We start from the raw sequence: 18,034 nt of genomic DNA on the forward strand, positions 1-18,034 counted from the left end.
TCCGCGATGGAAGTAGACAATCGCAAACGGCTGCCGTCCTTGACCGGCCTGCGCTTCTTCGCCGCCTTCTCGGTCTTCATCTTCCATGTGATGCTGCCCAACTCGCCGATACCTCCCTACAAGCCGGTCAACCTGTTCGCCGACCCGGATATCGCGTACAACGCGGCGGTGGTGGTCGGCAAGGCCGGGTTCCTCGGCGTGTCGTTCTTCTTCATCCTGAGCGGCTTCGTGCTCACCTGGTCGTGGAAGCCGGGGCAGAGCAAATTGCAGTTCATCCGGCGGCGTATGGTCAAGATATTCCCCAATCACCTGACGCTCTGGGTGGCGTCGATGGTGCTCTTCGCGGCGGCGATAACGTCGTGGAAGGCGTGGCTGCCGAATATCTTCCTGATTCATGCCTGGTTCCCGCAAAACTTCATCAACGCGGGCGTCAACACGCCGTCGTGGACATTGTCCTGTGAGCTCCTGTTCTATGTTCTGTTCCCATTCCTGATACCGGCGGTGCTGCGCATCGACGTGAAATATCTGTGGTACGGCGCCGCCGCCATGGTGGCCGGCATGTGCCTGATCGTCCTGCTGACGGTATTCGTCGTTCCGAGCTCCGAGAAATCGGAACTCACGCCCATACCCGTGCTGCAATTGTGGTTCGGTTATCTCTTTCCCCCGTCGCGCCTGTTCGAATTCTTCCTCGGCGTGTTCGTGGCGCGCATCGTGATGGAAGGGCGATGGATACGGATTCCGCTCTGGGCCGCTGTGGCCGGGGTGGGCGTGGGATACCTGGTAGCCATGTACACGCCGTTCTACATCGGTTTCGTGCTGGCGACGGCTGTTCCGTTGGCGTTGCTGATCGGTGCCGCGGCCAAGTCCGACCTGGACGAGAGCTCGCGGTTCCTGTCCAGCAGGCTCGCGGTGTGGCTCGGTGAGATCTCCTTCGCCTTCTACATCTGTCAGGGCGTGACGGTGTTCTACGTGCGCCGCGCGATGGGGGCCGCCACGTTCAGCGCTCCGGTCGCCGTGCTGCTGATCGTCCTCTTGTTCTGCCTCAATATTCTCGCCGCATGGCTTTTGTTCACCTTCGTGGAATCTCCTGCGATGCGTCGTTTCGCTCGGCCGAAACGTCGGCCGGCCGTCGCGGAGCGGGTGGTCAATTAGAGGTCGAACGACGCTCGACGACAGCGTCGATACCTGTTCGGAGGCTCATGGCTGTGCCATGGGCCTCCGAATTCATTTCCTGCCGGTGGGAAATATACTTGGTTGCCTACCGGTCCGGGCGGCGGTATCCTGAGAGGTGTTCTAACCACGGAACCGGGTTATAGACGTGGGGGGTGTTCGATCAATGAACTGCGCGACTCGGATCTGGCTCTGAGCATCGGGGCTCGCCGATCCTGGGTTTCCGCTGGATTCCGGTTCCTACTTTCGTATTTACTCTGACGTTTCTGATCGCAGGCAGCTCACCGACGGCTCGATCCGCGAATGGCGGAAATACGCCGTGCGGTCCAGTTGTGTGCGCTCATTTTGTCGGGTGTCAGGAAGGTAGTAATGAATACGACTGTCGACAATGGGTCCGAGCGCGTCGGCGAGCTCGGCGGAACAGACGCCCAGGCCAGACCCGATGATGACGTCGGGTCGATCGCCACCCGAATCCTCGCCATGGTCTTCGCGCGCCGGCGAAGTGCCGAACCGGGGGCGGTGTGCGACCTCGCTCCCTGCGCGGAGTGCTTCGCACCGCACCTGACCAAGGTGATCCGCTACATCGAGCTCGGCTTGCCGGTGCACTTCATCATCCCGGCCTTCCCGGCGAAGTCGCGCAACCGCCGCAAGACGCTCGGGCATCTGCCGGACATGGCCGAGGTGCTGGCGATCGAGTCCCTGCAAGGGTTCTGCGACCAGATCTCGGCGGTGTACCGTCCGGGCGCCATCGTGACGATCTGTTCCGACGGCCATGTCTTCAGTGACACGCTGGGAATTCCGGATATTCACGTCGACCACTACGGTGACGACCTCCGCCGCGTGATCCGGTCGACCGGCGGCGGCTCCATCGGCCTGTACGGATTGCGTGACGCCATGCCGGAAATGGGGTGGGACGAACGCAGACGGCGCCTGCTCGCCGACTACTCCGACGGCATCGACGTGCTGCGCGAGGCGGTCCGGACCGACCCCGCCGCCCGGCGGATGTTCAACGGGATCCATCGCTTCATGGTCGAGGACAACGCGGTGCTGATGCCCGAGCTGTCCGCCACGCAGCGGCGGAACCGGTCGAAGGAGACGGCCTACGAAGTGGTACAGCGCAGTCAGGCGTGGAGCAGGCTGATGGGGGAGACCTTCCCCGACGCGGTGCGGCTGTCGATCCATCCGCAGACGAATCACTCCGAGAAGATCGGGTTCCACCTCCTGCGCACGCAGGACAGCTGGCTGACCCCGTGGCACGGCGTGGTGCTCGACGACGGATCGACCTACACGCTGGTCAAGCGGATGCAGGCCGAGGAACGGGGCGCTCGCCTGGTCTGGCGCAACAGTCGTCCCAGTCATTTCGTCCTCGGCGGGGCGCCGAGGACCGAATTCCAGCGAGTGTGAGGAAGCGCATGACGAAAAGTTTGAACGAAGCGCTGTTGGAAGGAGAGCAGCTCCGTCCGTTCGGCCGCGTGGTGACCGCCCCGTCGGAGGGCCGGACGCTCGCGGAGGTGCCGATCGAGGAACTGCTCGCGCTGGCCCTCGGCGCGAAGGTGGTGGTACTGCGTGGATTCGGCCTGCTCGGCAAGCCGGAACTGGAGAACTACTGCCGCGCGGCCGGGGAGATCCTGCAGTGGAACTTCGGCTCGATCCTCGATCTGGTGGTGCGGGATACCGCCGAGAACTACCTGTTCGACAGAGGCGATGTCCCCTTCCACTGGGACGGCGCGTTCGCCGAGCAAGTGCCGCGATTCTTCCTGTTCCAGTGCGTCCAGGGCGAGGGCGCAGGCGGGGAGACCGTGTTCTGCGACAGCGTCCAGGTCTATCGGGAAGCGCCCGAAGACCTGAAGCAGCTGTGGGCGCGCACCACGATCACCTACCGGACCGACAAGCTCGCGCATTACGGCGGCCTCGCCGAATGGCCGCTGCTGGGCACCCATCCGACCACCGGCGAGACGACGATCAGATACGCCGAGCCATTGGATCCCGCGCGCTATGCCAATCCGCTGTTCTTGACCGTCGACGGCATTTCGGCCGAGGACGGCGTGCGCGTGCTGGAGGACTTGCGCGAGCGGCTGCACGACGCGCGCTACTGCTACGCCCACGAATGGCGAACCGGCGACATCGTCGTGGCCGAGAACCACTCGCTACTGCACGGCAGGAACGCGTTCACCGAATCGGTGTCCCGGCATCTGCAGCGTATCCAGATCATCTGAGCTACCAGCCATTAGAGAGGAATATCAATGGCTACACCGAACACGAGACCAGCGAGCGAGTACGACGTCGTCATCATGGGCGGTGGTCCCGCGGGGTCCACTCTCGCCGCCATGCTCTGCCGGGAGACCGATCTGCGGGTGGCGGTCTTCGACCGCGAGGTGTTCCCGCGCGAACACATCGGCGAATCCGGCGCGCACCCGCTGGTTCCCGTCCTGCAAGCCAGCGGCGCCCTGGAGAAGGTGCTCGCCAGCGAATGCTGGATCCAGAAATTCGGCGGAATCTATCAGTGGGACACGGATCGGCCGTTCGTGGGCTTCTTCGAGCATTCGGACTACCTGGTCGACGGCGTGTACCGCTGGTCGGTGCACGTGAATCGCGCCGAATTCGACACCGTGCTGCTGGAGCACGCCGAATCCTCTGGGGCGCAGGTCTTCCAGGGCGTCCGGATCGTGGGGTTCCACCCTGGCGAAGCGGATGCCACGATCGTGCTGGAAGACGGAACCGAGATCAAGGCAGGCTATTTCGTCGACGCGTCCGGCCGGGCGAATCAGGTGGCGGCCCGCGGTTCGCAGCGTGACAAGCAATGGCTGTCGGAGTACCGCAATGTGGCCGTCTGGTCGCACTACCGCAACTGCGTGCCCGCGCAGCGGGCGGACGGTGACTGGAACGTGTTTCGCGCCGACGACCTGTCGCCGATCTACGCCGTGGCCTTCGAACACGGGTGGGTGTGGTACATCCCGACGCCTCGCCTGGTCGACGGCGTGCGGGAGAACGTGTGGTCGATCGGTATCGTGACCAATCCGGAGTCGATCGCCCGGGTGGACCTGCGTGATCCGGACATCTTCCTCAAGACGATCAAATCGATTCCGGTGCTGCGGGACCTGGTCGCGGACGCCGAACCGATTCGTGCCGAGATGCTGACGGCCACCAACTACTCTCGCGTCAGCGAATGCTTCGGTTCGTACGCGGATCGGTGGATGGCGGTCGGGGACGCGTCGTACTTCGTGGATCCGCTGTTCTCCTCCGGGATGTCGTTCGCCGTCACCCAGGCCTGGGCGGCCGCGCTGGTCCTGCGCAAGACCTTCGACAAGGACCTGGACGAGCAGGCCAAGCAAGACCTCTGGCGTGACTACGACGTCGAGTGGCGCGGGATGGCCGAGACGTGGGCACTGAGCATCGACCAGTGGTATCACGAGATCTCGCGTTCGCATCCCGAGAGTCCGTACTGGAGCGCTCAGGGGCGGCGAGTCGGGGTCGACAACGCCACCGAGGGGACATTCCAGGCGCTGCTGAACACCGCACTGGTGCCCGACCTGCTGAATATCATGACCAAGGGCACCCGCGACCCGCACGACCTCGCCACGGAAGGGCCGTATCTGCGGGCCTTCACCGCGGCCGACGCGGTCGAGCTGGCAGCGGGCGACGTGGTGGCGCTGTCGCCGGACGCCCGGATTCGCGCGGGTCTGGCCGCGGACATCCCGGGTTTCAAGGGCATGTCGCCGCCGTTCGAGATTCCGCAGGCGGCACGCGAAGGGCTGGCCAGGTACTGGCGCGACCCCATCGCCAACAGCGACGCCGCGCCGTCGCCGCTGGCCGATCCGGTGCCCTGCCACCGGATCTATTCCGCGACCGACCCCGGCATCGAGGTGCGGTGCCTGGAGCGGGACGGGGGCGAAGAACTGTGGGAGACGTTGAACCGCGGTCCCGCGCCCTGGTCGGAGCTGGCGCCACAGCTGTCGGTGCTGCAGGGGCGGGCCTTGAAGCGCTTGATCCGCGCCGGGTTGGTGGTCGTCGGGCCGGAAGCGGATCAGCAGGTCGACTAGGTCGACGACATGAGGTCATTAGCTGTATTGGCCGTCGACGACGTGATCCCGTTCGATCTCTCGGTTCCCATCGAGATCTTCGGCCGGGCCGAGCAGGAGGACGGAACTCCGGCCTACGAAGTCGAGGTTTGCGGCGTGAGCTCCGACGTTCCGTCGAAGTTCTTCGGGATCTCGTGTCTGCGCGACATCGACTATCTCGAGGAGGCGGGAACGATCATCGTGCCGGGATCGATGAGTTATCGGTCCCGGCCATCGGATCGCTTGCGAAGGGCATTGGTGCGTGCCCACGAACGTGGGGCGAGAGTGGCATCGATCTGTCTGGGCGCGTTCACGCTCGCCTCGGTCGGGCTGCTCGACGGGAAACGGGCGACGACACACTGGATGGCCGCCGCCGAGTTGTCGCAGAGCTATCCGCGGGTGCGAGTGGATCCCACCGTGCTGTATGTGGACAGCGGGTGCATCCTGACTTCGGCCGGCGCCGCGGCCGGGCTGGATCTGTGCCTGCACATGGTGCGGCGGGATTACGGGGCCGCGGTGGCGGCGGCTACCGCCCGGCTCTCGGTGATGCCGCTGACTCGCGACGGAGGGCAGGCGCAGTTCATCGCGGAACGCCCGCGCTCCGAAGCGGACAGCAAGTCCATCAATCCCATTCTGGAATGGGCGGACACGATGCTCGGTGAGAAGATCACCGTGCTGGATCTCGCGGAGCGAGCCGGAGTCAGCAAACGCACGCTGATCCGGCGCTTCCACGAGCAGGTCCGGATGACGCCGAACGAGTGGCTCCAGACCGCCCGAGTGCGCAAGGCACAGGAGTTGCTGGAGACGACCATCCTCACGATGGAGTGCATCACCGATCGAACGGGGTTCGCTTCGGTGGCCGCGTTTCGGAAGGTCTTTCGCAAGACCGTGGGGGTAACGCCGCAGGCGTACCGGCGGGCCTTCCGCTGACCGTTCGCGCGGCCGGTCCGCGCTCGGTCGTTCGCATCCGGCGGCCGGGTCTCGCCGTGGATCCGGAATGGGATTCGCGGCGAGAATCCCCGGTCGGCCGGTGACTTCGTGGGGCCCGTTCACAACCGGGCCCCTTCGTCGTCCGGTGGGGTAGGGGGCGACCCGGAGCGGGTGCGCGAGCGCCGCGCTACCCGGGATTTTCGTGATGGCAGTCGTTGGCTCATAGTTGTGCTCGGGTCCCCACGGCGAAGGAGATCATGATGCCCACCGCGAATTTCGGTACGAAGGAAGACCCCGGCTTCGAGCTCGAGCAGAGTCCCGATCTGATCGTGGTGCGCACGCACAGTGGTCGCGGGATCCGGCGGCAGTCGGGGTCGGTGCGCACACCGCTCAGCGGTGAACTCGAGGACGCGGCACTGGTACAGGCGTATCCGGAGGTAGGGGTCGAGGTCTATCGGCTGCCCCCGGGCTCGCGGTCGGTGCAGGAGCGCAAGCCGGTGCTCGACGCCGCGCCGGAGGTGCGGTTCGCCGGACATGTCCTGGTGGACCCGGCCACCGGGGAACCGGTGCTCTATACGGAGAACATCTTCGTGAAGTTCGTCGACAGCGTCGGCCACGAGCATTGCCGCGCCGTCCTGGACGCGGCCGGCCTGACTGTGAAGCAGGCCGTTTCGTACGCGACCAATGCCTACTTCACGGCCGCGCCCGAAGGGACCGGCCAGGCGGTCTTCGACATCGCCGCCTCGCTGCTGGGCCGCGCCGACGTCGAGTATTGCCACCCGGAGTTGATCCGGCGCCGGGCCGGGAAAACGATCTTCCCGCAGCAGTGGCATCTGCGGAAGACCACTATCGGCGGTGTCACCATCGACGCGCACGCGGACGTGGAAGCCGCCCACGCGGTCACCCGCGGCGCCGGTGTGACGATCGCCGTCATCGATGACGGCGTCGACATCGATCATCCCGAGTTCGCCGGTGCGGGAAAGATCGTCGCGCCTCGGGATGTCACGGCGAAGACCAGCGATCCGCGCCCCAAGGACACCTTCGGCACCGGCCCCGACAACGGCGACAACCACGGCACCGCGTGCGCGGGCGTGGCCTGCGCCAACGGCGTCGCCGGAGCATCCGGAGTGGCGCCGGAGGCGGCGTTGATGCCGATCCGGCTCGTCTCCGGGCTCGGCTCGCAGGCCGAGGCGGACGCTTTCCAGTGGGCCGCCGATCACGGCGCCGACGTGATCTCGTGCAGTTGGGGACCCGTCGACGGCAGGTGGTTCCAGCCCGAGGACCCGGTGCACGACCGGGTGGTGGCGCTGCCCGCGAGCACCAGGTTGGCGATCGAGTACGCCGTCACCCGCGGACGCGACGGCAAGGGCTGCGTGGTGCTGTTCGCGGCGGGCAACGGCAACGAATCCGTCGACAACGACGGCTACGCGAGCTTCGGGAAGGTGATCGCGGTCGCGGCCTGCAACGACACCGGCAAGCGCAGTGTCTACAGCGATTTCGGCAAAGCGGTGTGGTGCGCGTTCCCCAGCAGCGATTTCGGGCACCGCCCCTTCGATCATCCCGACCCGCTGACGCCCGGGATCTGGACCGTGGACCGGCGTGGAGCGGCCGGCTACAACCCCGGCACGGCGGCGTCGGGGGACGCGGCGGGCGACTACACCGACGACTTCGGCGGCACCTCCAGCGCGTGCCCCGGCGCCGCCGGGGTGGTGGCGCTGATGCTGTCGGTGCATCCGGAACTCGGCTCGAATGCGGTGAAGGAGCTGCTGAAAGGCGCCTGCGACAAGATCGACCCGCAGGGCGGCGGCTACGGCGCGGACGGGCGCAGCGACAAGTACGGGTACGGCAGGCTGAACGCGCTCGCGGCGGTGCGGGCGGCTCGGCCCGCGGCGGACGAGGCCACAGCCGGTGCGGTGCTCACCGTGGGAGGGGAGTGACGGGGTGACAGCGCACGGCGTTCCGCTGATCGTGGTGGACGCGGCGAACGTCGTCGGTTCACGGCCCGACGGGTGGTGGCGTGATCGCGCCGGCGCTGCTCGGCGCTTGCTCGCCCAGCTGCCGGGACTGCGGGAGCAGCTGGCCGAACCCGCCGAGGTGGTCGTGGTGCTCGAGGGAGCGGCGAGGGCTGCGGTCGACGCGGCGGATCAGCAAGCCGGCGGCGTGCGCGTGGTGCGGGCGGACGGATCGGGCGACGATGCGATCGTCGCTGTGGTGTCCGCGGCTCGCGCGGAGGACGGCAGCCGTCCGATCACCGTGGTGACGGCGGACCGGGGACTCCGCGATCGGGTGGCGACGCTCGGCGCGGGGGTGGTCGGTCCCGGCTGGCTGCTGGACCGCCTGCGCTCCTGAGACTCGGTCAGCGGCGGGAGGTAGGTATCGCCTTGGTTACTCCCGGCGTTTCAACCATCCGTCCAGTCCGTTTTGGGGCAGTCTGAGCGGTATGACCGCCTCCGACGACGTGGGGATGCCGTTGCTCTACCTGGTCGAGATCTCCGAGCCAGGTTACTTCAATCGGCCCTGGTGGAAGATCGCCAGCACCGGCGCGCCGAGTCAGGTCCGCGCCGCGCTCACCGAACTGGCCGTCCGGGTCGAGCGCGACATCCAGCGTGCCGGCGGCGCGGGCCGGTGCTGGTACCGCTACGACGTGCGGTGGTCCGACGGCGCGGTGCTGGAGTGCTTCCAGGGCGCGATCCGATCGGTGTTGATTCCCGGCGAGTTGCGCTGCCTGGCCGTCGCCCTGACCTCGGCGACGACCGTGGAACTGCACTCCGCCGAGCGGCCGCCGTACTGATCGCGCCCGGCGCGCGCCCTGGACGCCCCCGTGCCGCGGACGCTCCCGCGCACCAGACGCCGCAGAGCCCCGATGGCTCCGGGGCCCTGCGGGTGGATCGGCGGCTCAGTCGAGTAGGGCCGGTTCTTTGACAGCGTCCTGCCGCATCGGGTCGACGGCGGGATCGATGTCGATCGTGCGGCGCAGCGGTCGGTTCGGCAGCAGCGCCGCGGCGACCAGAGCGACAACCGTCGCGCCCGCGGCGATGAGGAAGATCCGCCCGGTCGCGTCACCGTAGGAGGCGCGGACGATGGTCGCGATGGGCCCGGGCAGGGCGTTCAGGTCCAGATTGCTGCCGCCCGCGGACTCGGTCCGGATGCCGAGTCTCGCGAATCCCGCCGCGGACAGCTCGCTGACCCGCGTGGCCAGCACCGACCCCAGCACCGAGACCCCGATGGCGCCGCCGAAGGTGCGGAAGAAGGCGACACTGCTCGACGCGGCGCCGATGTTGTGCACGCTCACCGTGTTCTGCACGGCCAGAACGAGGTTCTGCATCATCATGCCGACGCCGAGGCCGACCACGGTGATGTAGGCGCCGACCAGCCACAGGCTCGTCGCGTGGTCGATCGTCGAGAGCATCGCGAAACCGGCCACCAGCAGCCCGGCTCCGGAGACCACGAAACCCTTCCACTTGCCGCGCCGGGTGATCAGCTGCCCGGAGCCCACCGAGGCGATCAGCATGCCCGCGACGAGCGGGATGGTCAGCACGCCCGCCGCGGTCGGCGAGTAGCCGCGCGCGGTCTGGAAGTACTGGCCCAGGAAGGTGGTCGCGCCGAACATGCCGACGCCGACCGCGATGGAGGCGATGATCGCCAGGCCCGTGGTGCGTTCGGTGACGATCGGCAGCGGGATGATCGGCGACTCGGCGCGGGATTCGACCCACACCGTCGCGATCAGCAGCAGTACGCCGGAAGCGACGTAGATCGCCGATTCCCGCGAGATCCAGTCGTAGTAACCGGCTTTCCCGGCGAACGACACCCAGATGAGCAGTACCGACACACCGCCGGTCAGCAGTGCGGCACCGAGCCAGTCGATCGACACCCCGTCCTTGCGGTCGGTGGGCAGCCGCAGCGTCCGCTGCAACAGCGCCAACGCGATCACCGCAAGCGGCACGCACACGAAGAAGCACCAGCGCCAGCCCAGCGGGCTGTCCACGATGACACCGCCGAGGACCGGTCCGCCGGACATGGAGACCGCCATCACGGCGCCCATGTAGCCGGAGTAGCGCCCGCGTTCGCGCGGCGCGACGATGGAGCCGATGATCGCGACGACGAGCGCGGTCAGCCCGCCCATGCCGATGCCCTGCACGACGCGCGCGACCAGCAGCACGGGGACGTTGCCCGCGAATCCGGCGATCACCGAGCCGACGACGAAGATGACGATGGCCGACTGCACCAGCGCCTTCTTGTTGAACAGGTCGGCGAATTTGCCCCAGATCGGCGTGGAGGCCGCGTTGGCCAGCAGCGCCGAGGTGATGACCCAGGCGTAGGCGGTCTGCGATCCCTGGAGATCGCCGATGATGGTGGGCAGCGCGGTGGCGACGATCGTGGTGCTCAGCAGCGCCGTGAACAACGCCGCGAGCAACCCGGTCATCGCTTCCAGGACTTCACGGTGGGTCATCGCGTGCGGGTCGCGTCGCGTCACCGACTCGACTGAACTAGACATCTACTTCCTGACTCTCTGTCGAAACCGGCTGGTGCGCGCCGACCGCGACGCTCTGCGCGTGCGCGGTCAGCGCGTTGCGGAGTTTCTGCACGGCGACGCAGGCCTGCTCGGCGTCGGCTTCACTCCAGTCCGCGAGGACGTTCTGCAGACCCCGCGCTCGCGTCCCCCGCACGCGGTGCAGCAGATCGCGGCCTTCGCCGGTCACCCGGATGAGGGTGGCCCGGCCGTCGCTCGGATCGGCGTGCCTGCTGAGGTAGCCCGCCGCGACGAGCTCGGTGACGTGCCTGCTCAGTGCGCTCGGGCTGATGCACAGATCCACGGCCAGGTCCACCTGCCTGCACGGGCCCTTGGATTCGAGCGTGCCCAGCACCCCGATGCCACCCGGGAGCAGTTGCCCTTCCTCCGGGTGCGCGAGCACGGTGCGGATCGCCCGGCCCATCAGATAGAGCTCTTTGATCAGGCTCTGAGCCGTATCGGGGGAGACTGCCATGCCACTCCAGACGAAATAAGTTGCTTGAGCTACGCAACTATAAAGTAATTGCTTGTGCTAAGCAACTAGTGGCTCCGCACCCGCTCGACGGACGGAAGCTTGTTGACGGCGTGGCAGATCGACAGCTATCGGATCGCGGTGGACGGGCGGCGACCCACCCCAGGGTGGGGACGGACCCACCCCTGGGTTTGCTGGACGCTCCCTGAGGTCCCTGGTCCTGCGGATACGGACGCCGGAGAGTAGTAGCCGACACCGATGCCGAGCCCTACAGAGGAACTACGAGATGCAGCCGAGCTACGTTCACCACGTCAGGCAGCAAATTTTCGAATACGGCGCGACCAGGTCGTTCACCTACCTGCACGAGACCGGACGAGAACTCACCGAAGAGGTCGCCACCTACCTCGACCTCGACCGCGACGCCAGGGCCGTCGCCGCCTGGCTGGCCGATCGTACGGAGTCGACGCGGCCGGTCGTGCTGCTCTACCACGACGGACTGGCCTTCCTGCGAGCGTTCCTCGGTTGCCTGTACGCGGGGGTGATCGCCGTGCCCGCGCCCCTGCCGCACGACGAGCGCAGCGCCCGCCGGGTGGCGGGCATCGTCAAGGATTCCGGCGCCCAGTTGGTGCTCACCACCAGCGACGTCGAGCCGCTCATCGCACACGCGACCGGCGCGGCCGTCGCCGCCACCGACGGTCGGCTGGGTGACCCGGACCAGTGGCGGATGCCCCGCATCGATTCCTCGACGGTCGCCTTCCTCCAGTACACGTCGGGATCGACCGGCGAACCCAAAGGCGTCGTCGTCACGCACGGCAACCTCATGCACAACGAAGCCGCCATCGCCTCGATCGGATTGGACGGCGCGGCCATCGGCGTCAGCTGGATTCCGCACTTCCACGACATGGGCCTGATCGGCATGCTGCTCGGGTCGCTGTACTTCGGGGCGAGCCTGGTGTTCATGGCTCCGACGACCTTTCTCAAACATCCGGTGCGCTGGCTGCGGGCCATCAGCGAGTACGGCGCCACCTTCACCGCCGCCCCGAATTTCGCCTACGATCTGATCGCCCGCCGGGTGACCGACGAACAGCTGGCCGAACTCGATCTGTCCACGCTCGAGATCGCTTTGAGCGGCGCCGAGCCGGTGCGCGAACGGACCATCGCGGCCGTGACGGAGCGTTTCGCGCCGGCGGGCCTGCGGCCTGCGGCCATCCTTCCCGCCTACGGCCTGGCCGAGACGACGCTGCTGGCGAGCGTCGGATCCCGCGCAGCGGTGCCGGTCTACCTCGACGTGGGCGGTACGGCCCGGCTCGTCGGCTGCGGACAGGCGGCCCTCGGTCTACAGGTCCGCATCGTCGACCCGGACACCGGCGAGGAAGCGGCGCCGGGCGTGGTCGGCGAGATCTGGATCGGCGGTGCGAGCGTCGCCGCGGGTTACTGGAACCGCCCCGACGAGTCGCGGGAGACGTTCGGCGCCTACCTCGGCACGGAGGGACCATTCCTGCGGACCGGTGACCTCGGTCTGCTGCACGAGGCCGAGCTGTACGTCACCGGGCGCCGCAAGGATCTCCTGATCGTCAACGGCCGCAACCTCTACCCGCAGGACATCGAGGAACTGGTGCGCGGGCTGCATCCGGCGCTCTCGGCCGCCGGTGCCGCCGTCTCCGTCGACGCGGGCGGCCGGGAACGTCTCGTCGTGCTGCAGGGTGTCAAGACGGCCCGGCAGGGCGCCACCACCCTTGCCGAGCTGACCTCGGCGATCAAGATCGCCGTCGCCCGCGGCTTCGACGTCGCGGCGCCGAATGTCGTCCTCGTGGAGCCCCGCTCCGTGCAGCGCACCACCAGCGGAAAGGTCCAGCGTGCCGCGATGCGGGACGCGCTGCTGGCCCATCGCGTCGAGGGTGTCCTGCACGAGGATCTCGAACCGGCGCTGAGCCGATCCCTGACCGCCTGATCGATCCGCCTACCCGCCCAGGAGCCGAAACATGTTCAGCACCACCGTCGTTCGCCCGACCACGATCCAGGAGTGGCTCATCGAGCGCGTCGCGGACTACACCGAACGCGCGCCTCGGGACGTGGATCCGGTCGTCCCGCTCGCCGAGCTGGGCTTGGACTCCGTCTCCGCGGTGAACCTGTGCGGCGAGATCGAGGACCGCTGGTCGCTCCAGGTCGACCCGGTCCTGGTGTTCGACTACCCCACCATCGCCGACATCGCCGTCTACATCGCCGCCGAGTTCACCCTCGCCGCATGACCGACATCGCCATCGTCGGCCTCGACTGCCGATTCCCGCAAGCACCCGATCCGGCCGCGCTGTGGCGGCTGCTGATCGACGGACGAGACGCGATCTCCGAAGTTCCGGCCAGCCGCTGGAACGCCGCCGATTTCCACGACCCGGCCGGTGCGCCCGGCACGATCAACACCCGCAGCGGAGGCTTCCTCGACGACGCCGACGCGTTCGACGCCGAATTCTTCGGCATCGCCCCACGCGAAGCCGAAACGATGGATCCGCAGCAGCGGTTGCTCCTGCAAGCCACCTGGCGGGCCTTCGAGGACGCCACGCTGGACCCGCGTGCGCAAGCCGGCTCGCGCACCGGCGTCTACGTCGGCGTGATGGCCAACGAATGGGCCAACCTGCAGATGAGCGACTATGCCGCGATCACACCGCAGCACGGCTCCGGCAATGGATACTTCATGACCGCCAACCGGCTGTCCTACCAATTCGACCTGAAAGGACCGAGTGTCGCGGTCGACACGGCTTGCTCGTCGTCACTGGTCGCCGTCCACCTCGCCTGCGGGGCATTGGCTTCCGGGGAATGCGATCAGGCGATCGCCGGTGGCGTCAACCTCGTGCTCACGCCCGCCGTCGGCGTCTTCTACACCCAAGCCGGTCTTTCCGCGCCGGACGCCCGGTGCAAGCCGTTCAGCGGCAACGCCGACGGGATAGTGCGCGGCGAGGGCGTCGCGATGCTCGTGTTGCGGCGGCTGGCCGACGCGGAGGCGGCTGGTCTGCCGATCTACGCGGTGATCAAGGGCAGCGCGGTCAATTCGGACGGGCGCAGCAACGGCATCACGGCGCCGAACCGGTGGGCGCAGCAGCAGGTGATCGGCCAGGCGTGCGAGCGCGCCGGGGTACGGCCCGACGAGGTGGACTTTCTCGAGGCGCACGGCACCGGAACCGTGCTCGGCGACATGATCGAGGTCAACGCGCTCGGGCAGCTGCACGCCCGAAATCGGCGGCAGCCCTGCGGAATCGGTTCGATCAAGAGCAATCTCGGCCACACCGAGGGCGCCGCGGGCGTCGCGGGCCTGATCAAGGTCGCCCTGAGCCTGCGGCACGGCGTCGTCCCGCCGTCGCGCTTCGCCGAGCAGGAGAACCCGCGACTGCGGATGTCCCAGCAGGGTTTGCGCCTGCTCACCGAACCGATGCCGCTGGCGGGCCCCGGCTACGGCGGAGTCAGCAGCTTCGGCATCGGCGGCACGAACGCCCACGTCGTGCTGGGCAGCGCGCCCGTCGCCGAGCCGCCCGCCGCGTCCGGTGGCGGAGTGCTCACGCTGTCGGCGAACGACGCGGAAGGGTTGCGGCGCAACGCCCACCGCCTCGCCGATGCCCTCGCCGCCGCCCCGGGGGACCGATTCGCGCAGCTGTGCTGGACGAGCAACCAGGTCAAGTCGTCCGGTCGTGCCCGGCTCGCCGTCGTGGCGGACGATCGGGACGCCGCGATCGCGCGGCTGCGCGACGGCGCGGAAACCGGGGTCGCGGGACCGATCGGCGTCGGCTGGATGTTCACCGGACAGGGCGCGCAGTTCGCCGGAATGGCCCGCGCGCTGGACGCGGCGAGCCCGTTGTTCCGGGACGCGCTGGCAGTGGTCGACCAGGCCATGACGGCCCAGCTCGGTCGCTCGGTGCGCGCGCTGATGCTCGACGAGCACACCGCGATCGACCGCACCGGATTCGCGCAACCGTCGATCTTCGCGATGGAGTACGCGCTGGCCAAGTCGCTCGCCGACGCCGGGGTCCGCCCCGCCTGGGTGATCGGGCACAGCATCGGCGAATTCGCGGCCGCCGCTGTGGCCGGGGTGTTCGATCTGGACGACGCGTGCCGTCTCGTCGTCGCGCGCGGACGTCTGATGCAGCGGTTGCCGGAGGGCGGAGCGATGCTCGCCGTGCAGGCGGACCCGGCCGATGTCGCCGGGCTGCTCGACCGGCCGGAAGTCGCGCTCGCCGCCGTCAACGGCCCCGGCGAGATCGTGCTGTCCGGCGCGGCGCCGTCGATCGGCCGCATCCGGGATGCGCTGGCGAGTCGTGGGGTGCGGACCAAGGCGCTGAACGTTTCGCACGCATTCCACAGCCCGCTGATGGAACCGATGCTCGAGCAGTTCCGGGCCGTCGCCCGCGAATGCGCCTACCGCCGACCCGCTGTACCGCTCTACTCCACTGTGCACGGGCGGCTGCTCGACGAAGACGAGGCGACGGACGCGGAGTACTGGACCGAACACGTTCGGGCCACCGTGCGTTTCGGCGACGCTGTCCGGTCCGCGCTCGCCACCGAGCCCAGCCACGTTGTCGAGATCGGGCCACGCCGTGTGCTGACCGCGCTCGTCGGCCGGGTCCGCCCCGATCTGGCCGCGCGCTGCCTGACACCGAGCCCGGGCCCCGGCGCGACGGGCGGCGAACTCACCGACACCATCGCCGCGCTGTACCGCGACGGACTCGACCCCGACTGGGACCGGCTCTACGAACCCGCGCAGCGCGTCCGCCGCAGGCTGCCCGGATACGAGTTCTCCACCGACCACCGGTTCTGGGTCGAACCGTGCACCACCCGAACGCCTTCCGCGCGAACCGAGGAAACCACCATGGACCAGTTGATCGCACTCTTCCGTGAGCAGAACGCCGTGCTTGCCGGTCTCGTCGGCGCCTCGCCCAGCGGCCACGTCCCGCAGACCGCGGGCGGCACATCGGTCGCACCGCAGGATCTCCTCGCGCGGCGCGAAGTGGGGCGGGCGGCCGAACCGATGGCCCCCGCGGCGGTCGCCGGTGTGATCCGCGCGGAAGCGGCGCGAGTGAGCGGATTCCCGGTCGATCGACTCCGCGACGCCCAAACCTTGGGCGACGGACTGGGTTTCGACTCGCTCATGCTGACCGACCTGATCGCCGCGCTCATTCGCAAGCTGCCGGGACTCACCGTCGACCCGGGCCGGATCATGCCCGCGACGACGCTCGGCGACGTCATCGCGTACGTCACCACCCAGCTCGGCGGGTCCGTGCCCGACGAGATCGCCCCCCACTCGGCGATCGGATCCGGCGCGCTCGGCCGCGAAATGGTCGAGCCGGAATATCGCATCTCCGAGTTCGCGGAGGTGAAGGCGATCGCCGACCGGCTCTCCGGCGTCGAGACGCTCGGGGTGTCCAATCCCTACTTCTTGATCAACGACGGCATCACGCGCGACACCTCCCTCATCGAGGGCGCCTCGGTGGTGAACTTCTCCAGCTTCAACTACCTGGGCCTGTCCGGCCATCCCGCCGTCATCGCCGCGGTGCAGGACGCGGTGGCGCGCTACGGCAGCTCGTGCTCGGCCAGCCGGATCCTCTCCGGCGAGAAGCCGGTGCATCGCGAACTCGAGACCGAACTCGCGGCCCTGCTCGGCACCGAGGACGCCATCGCACTCGTCGGCGGCCACTCCACGAACGTCACGATCATCGGGCACCTGGTCGGGCCGGAGGACCTCGTGATCCACGACAGCCTCGCGCACGACAGCATCATGCAGGGCTGCAAATTGTCCGGCGCGACCCGCCGCCCGTTCCCGCACAATGACCACGCCGCCCTCGATGAACTGCTCACCGAGATCCGTCATCAGTACCGGCGGGTGCTGATCCTGATCGAGGGCGTGTACAGCCAGGACGGCGACATCCCCGATCTGCCCGCCATCATCGCGGTGAAGAAGAAGCACAAGGCGCTGTTGATGATCGATGAGGCGCACAGCGTCGGCGTGCTCGGCGCGGGCGGCGGCGGCATCGGCGAACACTTCGGCGTCGATCGCGGCGACGTCGAGTTGTGGTCGGGCACGGTGTCGAAGGCGCTCGCCGGTTGCGGCGGGTACGTCGCGGGCAGCGCGGAGCTGATCCGATTCCTGAAGTACACGACTCCCGGATTCGTCTACAGCGTCGGCATGACGCCGATGAACGCGGCCGCGTCGGCGGCGGCGATCCGGCAGTTGCGGTCCGACGGCGAACTGCTCGAGCGCCTGCGCCACAACTCCCGGCTGTTCTTGCGGTTGGCCGGGGAGGCGGGCATCGACACCGGCGACAGCCACGACACGCCGATCATCCCGTGCATCGTGGGCGACTCGCTGAAGGCGTTGAAACTATCGAACGCGCTGCTGCGCCGCGGCATCAACGTCAACCCGATCCTCTACCCGGCGGTGCCGGAAGACCTCGCGCGCCTGCGGTTCTTCGTCACCGCCTGCCATACCGAAGACCAGATCCGCGACACCGTGAAGATCCTCGCGGAGGAACTCGCCCAGCTCGCCGAGAGTTGAGCCGGTCGGTCGGCTGCCGACGCCTGCGTATTCCATTGGGATGCGCAGGCGTCCGGCGTATGCGGTGACGTCCATCGATCGGGATATGGCGGATCGTCGCCGAACGGCCCCGTCCACCGCTGTGCGCGAGCGGAGTGCGCGCTGAGTGCCTTGGGCTCGGACGCGCCGGGGTCGCTGTAGCATCGGTCCGGGACGCCATCGCTCCGGTTCGGGCCGTTTGCGGTACCGCTGGGCGGGTCGGGCGATGAGGGCGGGTCACGGCGGGCCATTGGTGGGTCAGTGCCCTGCACGGGGCGTGTTCGACCGGAGTTTCCGACAGGCGCGTGGGTGCTGCGCCGGGTGAGGGTTCGAGCGGTGAT

The 18,034-nt window shown here is 68.1% G+C and carries 13 protein-coding genes; 11 read left to right on the top strand and 2 right to left on the bottom strand.

Annotated elements, in window-relative coordinates; all coding sequences use genetic code 11:
• Positions 1-6 precede the first annotated feature (6 nt).
• The 8 genes from HOV91_RS05110 to HOV91_RS05145 all read left to right on the top strand — a co-directional run bounded on the left by HOV91_RS05110 (position 7) and on the right by HOV91_RS05145 (position 8,949).
• Complete coding sequence (locus HOV91_RS05110) at positions 7-1,152, top strand: acyltransferase family protein (RefSeq protein WP_174184278.1); 1,146 nt, start codon at positions 7-9, stop codon at positions 1,150-1,152.
• A gap of 387 nt (positions 1,153-1,539) precedes the next feature.
• Positions 1,540-2,574, top strand: coding sequence for an L-tyrosine/L-tryptophan isonitrile synthase family protein (locus HOV91_RS05115; protein ID WP_174184279.1), 1,035 nt, complete (start codon positions 1,540-1,542; stop codon positions 2,572-2,574).
• An 8-nt stretch (positions 2,575-2,582) separates the two neighbouring features.
• On the top strand, positions 2,583-3,386 hold the full coding sequence (locus tag HOV91_RS05120) for a TauD/TfdA dioxygenase family protein (RefSeq protein WP_174184280.1): 804 nt from the start codon (positions 2,583-2,585) through the stop codon (positions 3,384-3,386).
• A 27-nt stretch (positions 3,387-3,413) separates the two neighbouring features.
• Entirely contained in the window at positions 3,414-5,210 is a 1,797-nt protein-coding gene (locus tag HOV91_RS05125; protein WP_174184281.1) for an NAD(P)/FAD-dependent oxidoreductase, read from the top strand.
• Positions 5,211-5,219: 9 nt separating this feature from the next.
• Entirely contained in the window at positions 5,220-6,158 is a 939-nt protein-coding gene (locus HOV91_RS05130; protein ID WP_174184282.1) for a GlxA family transcriptional regulator, read from the top strand.
• 257 nt (positions 6,159-6,415) lie between these two features.
• A complete protein-coding gene (locus HOV91_RS05135) occupies positions 6,416-8,095 on the top strand; it encodes a S8 family peptidase (protein ID WP_217439594.1) in 1,680 nt (559 codons plus the stop codon).
• Between the two features lie 4 nt (positions 8,096-8,099).
• Positions 8,100-8,507 carry a hypothetical protein gene (locus tag HOV91_RS05140; RefSeq protein ID WP_174184283.1) on the top strand — a complete coding sequence of 136 codons (408 nt, stop codon included), beginning with the start codon at positions 8,100-8,102 and terminating at the stop codon, positions 8,505-8,507.
• Between the two features lie 91 nt (positions 8,508-8,598).
• The gene (locus HOV91_RS05145) at positions 8,599-8,949 is read left to right on the top strand and encodes a hypothetical protein (RefSeq protein ID WP_174184284.1); all 351 of its coding nucleotides are present in this window, start codon (positions 8,599-8,601) and stop codon (positions 8,947-8,949) included.
• Between the two features lie 105 nt (positions 8,950-9,054).
• Here HOV91_RS05145 and HOV91_RS05150 read toward each other — a convergent pair whose 3' ends face one another.
• Both HOV91_RS05150 and HOV91_RS05155 read right to left on the bottom strand, forming a co-directional pair.
• On the bottom strand, positions 9,055-10,653 hold the full coding sequence (locus HOV91_RS05150) for an MDR family MFS transporter (RefSeq protein ID WP_312884474.1): 1,599 nt from the start codon (positions 10,651-10,653) through the stop codon (positions 9,055-9,057).
• Positions 10,646-11,143, bottom strand: coding sequence for a MarR family winged helix-turn-helix transcriptional regulator (locus HOV91_RS05155; RefSeq protein WP_174184285.1), 498 nt, complete (start codon positions 11,141-11,143; stop codon positions 10,646-10,648). The genes HOV91_RS05150 and HOV91_RS05155 overlap by 8 nt, the downstream gene beginning before the upstream one ends.
• A 283-nt stretch (positions 11,144-11,426) precedes the next feature.
• On the opposite strand from HOV91_RS05155, the gene HOV91_RS05160 reads away from it, so the two are divergent.
• Genes HOV91_RS05160 through HOV91_RS05170 form a run of 3 tightly spaced genes read left to right on the top strand, consistent with a single transcriptional unit; the run spans position 11,427 to position 17,675 of the window.
• Entirely contained in the window at positions 11,427-13,091 is a 1,665-nt protein-coding gene (locus HOV91_RS05160; protein WP_174184286.1) for a fatty acyl-AMP ligase, read from the top strand.
• A gap of 31 nt (positions 13,092-13,122) precedes the next feature.
• A complete protein-coding gene (locus tag HOV91_RS05165) occupies positions 13,123-13,389 on the top strand; it encodes an acyl carrier protein (protein ID WP_174184287.1) in 267 nt (88 codons plus the stop codon).
• Complete coding sequence (locus HOV91_RS05170; protein ID WP_174184288.1) at positions 13,386-17,675, top strand: type I polyketide synthase; 4,290 nt, start codon at positions 13,386-13,388, stop codon at positions 17,673-17,675. Before HOV91_RS05165 ends, HOV91_RS05170 begins: the two co-directional genes overlap by 4 nt.
• Positions 17,676-18,034: the final 359 nt, after the last annotated feature.

Source organism: Nocardia barduliensis (assembly GCF_013315795.1).
Lineage (GTDB): Bacteria > Actinomycetota > Actinomycetes > Mycobacteriales > Mycobacteriaceae > Nocardia > Nocardia barduliensis.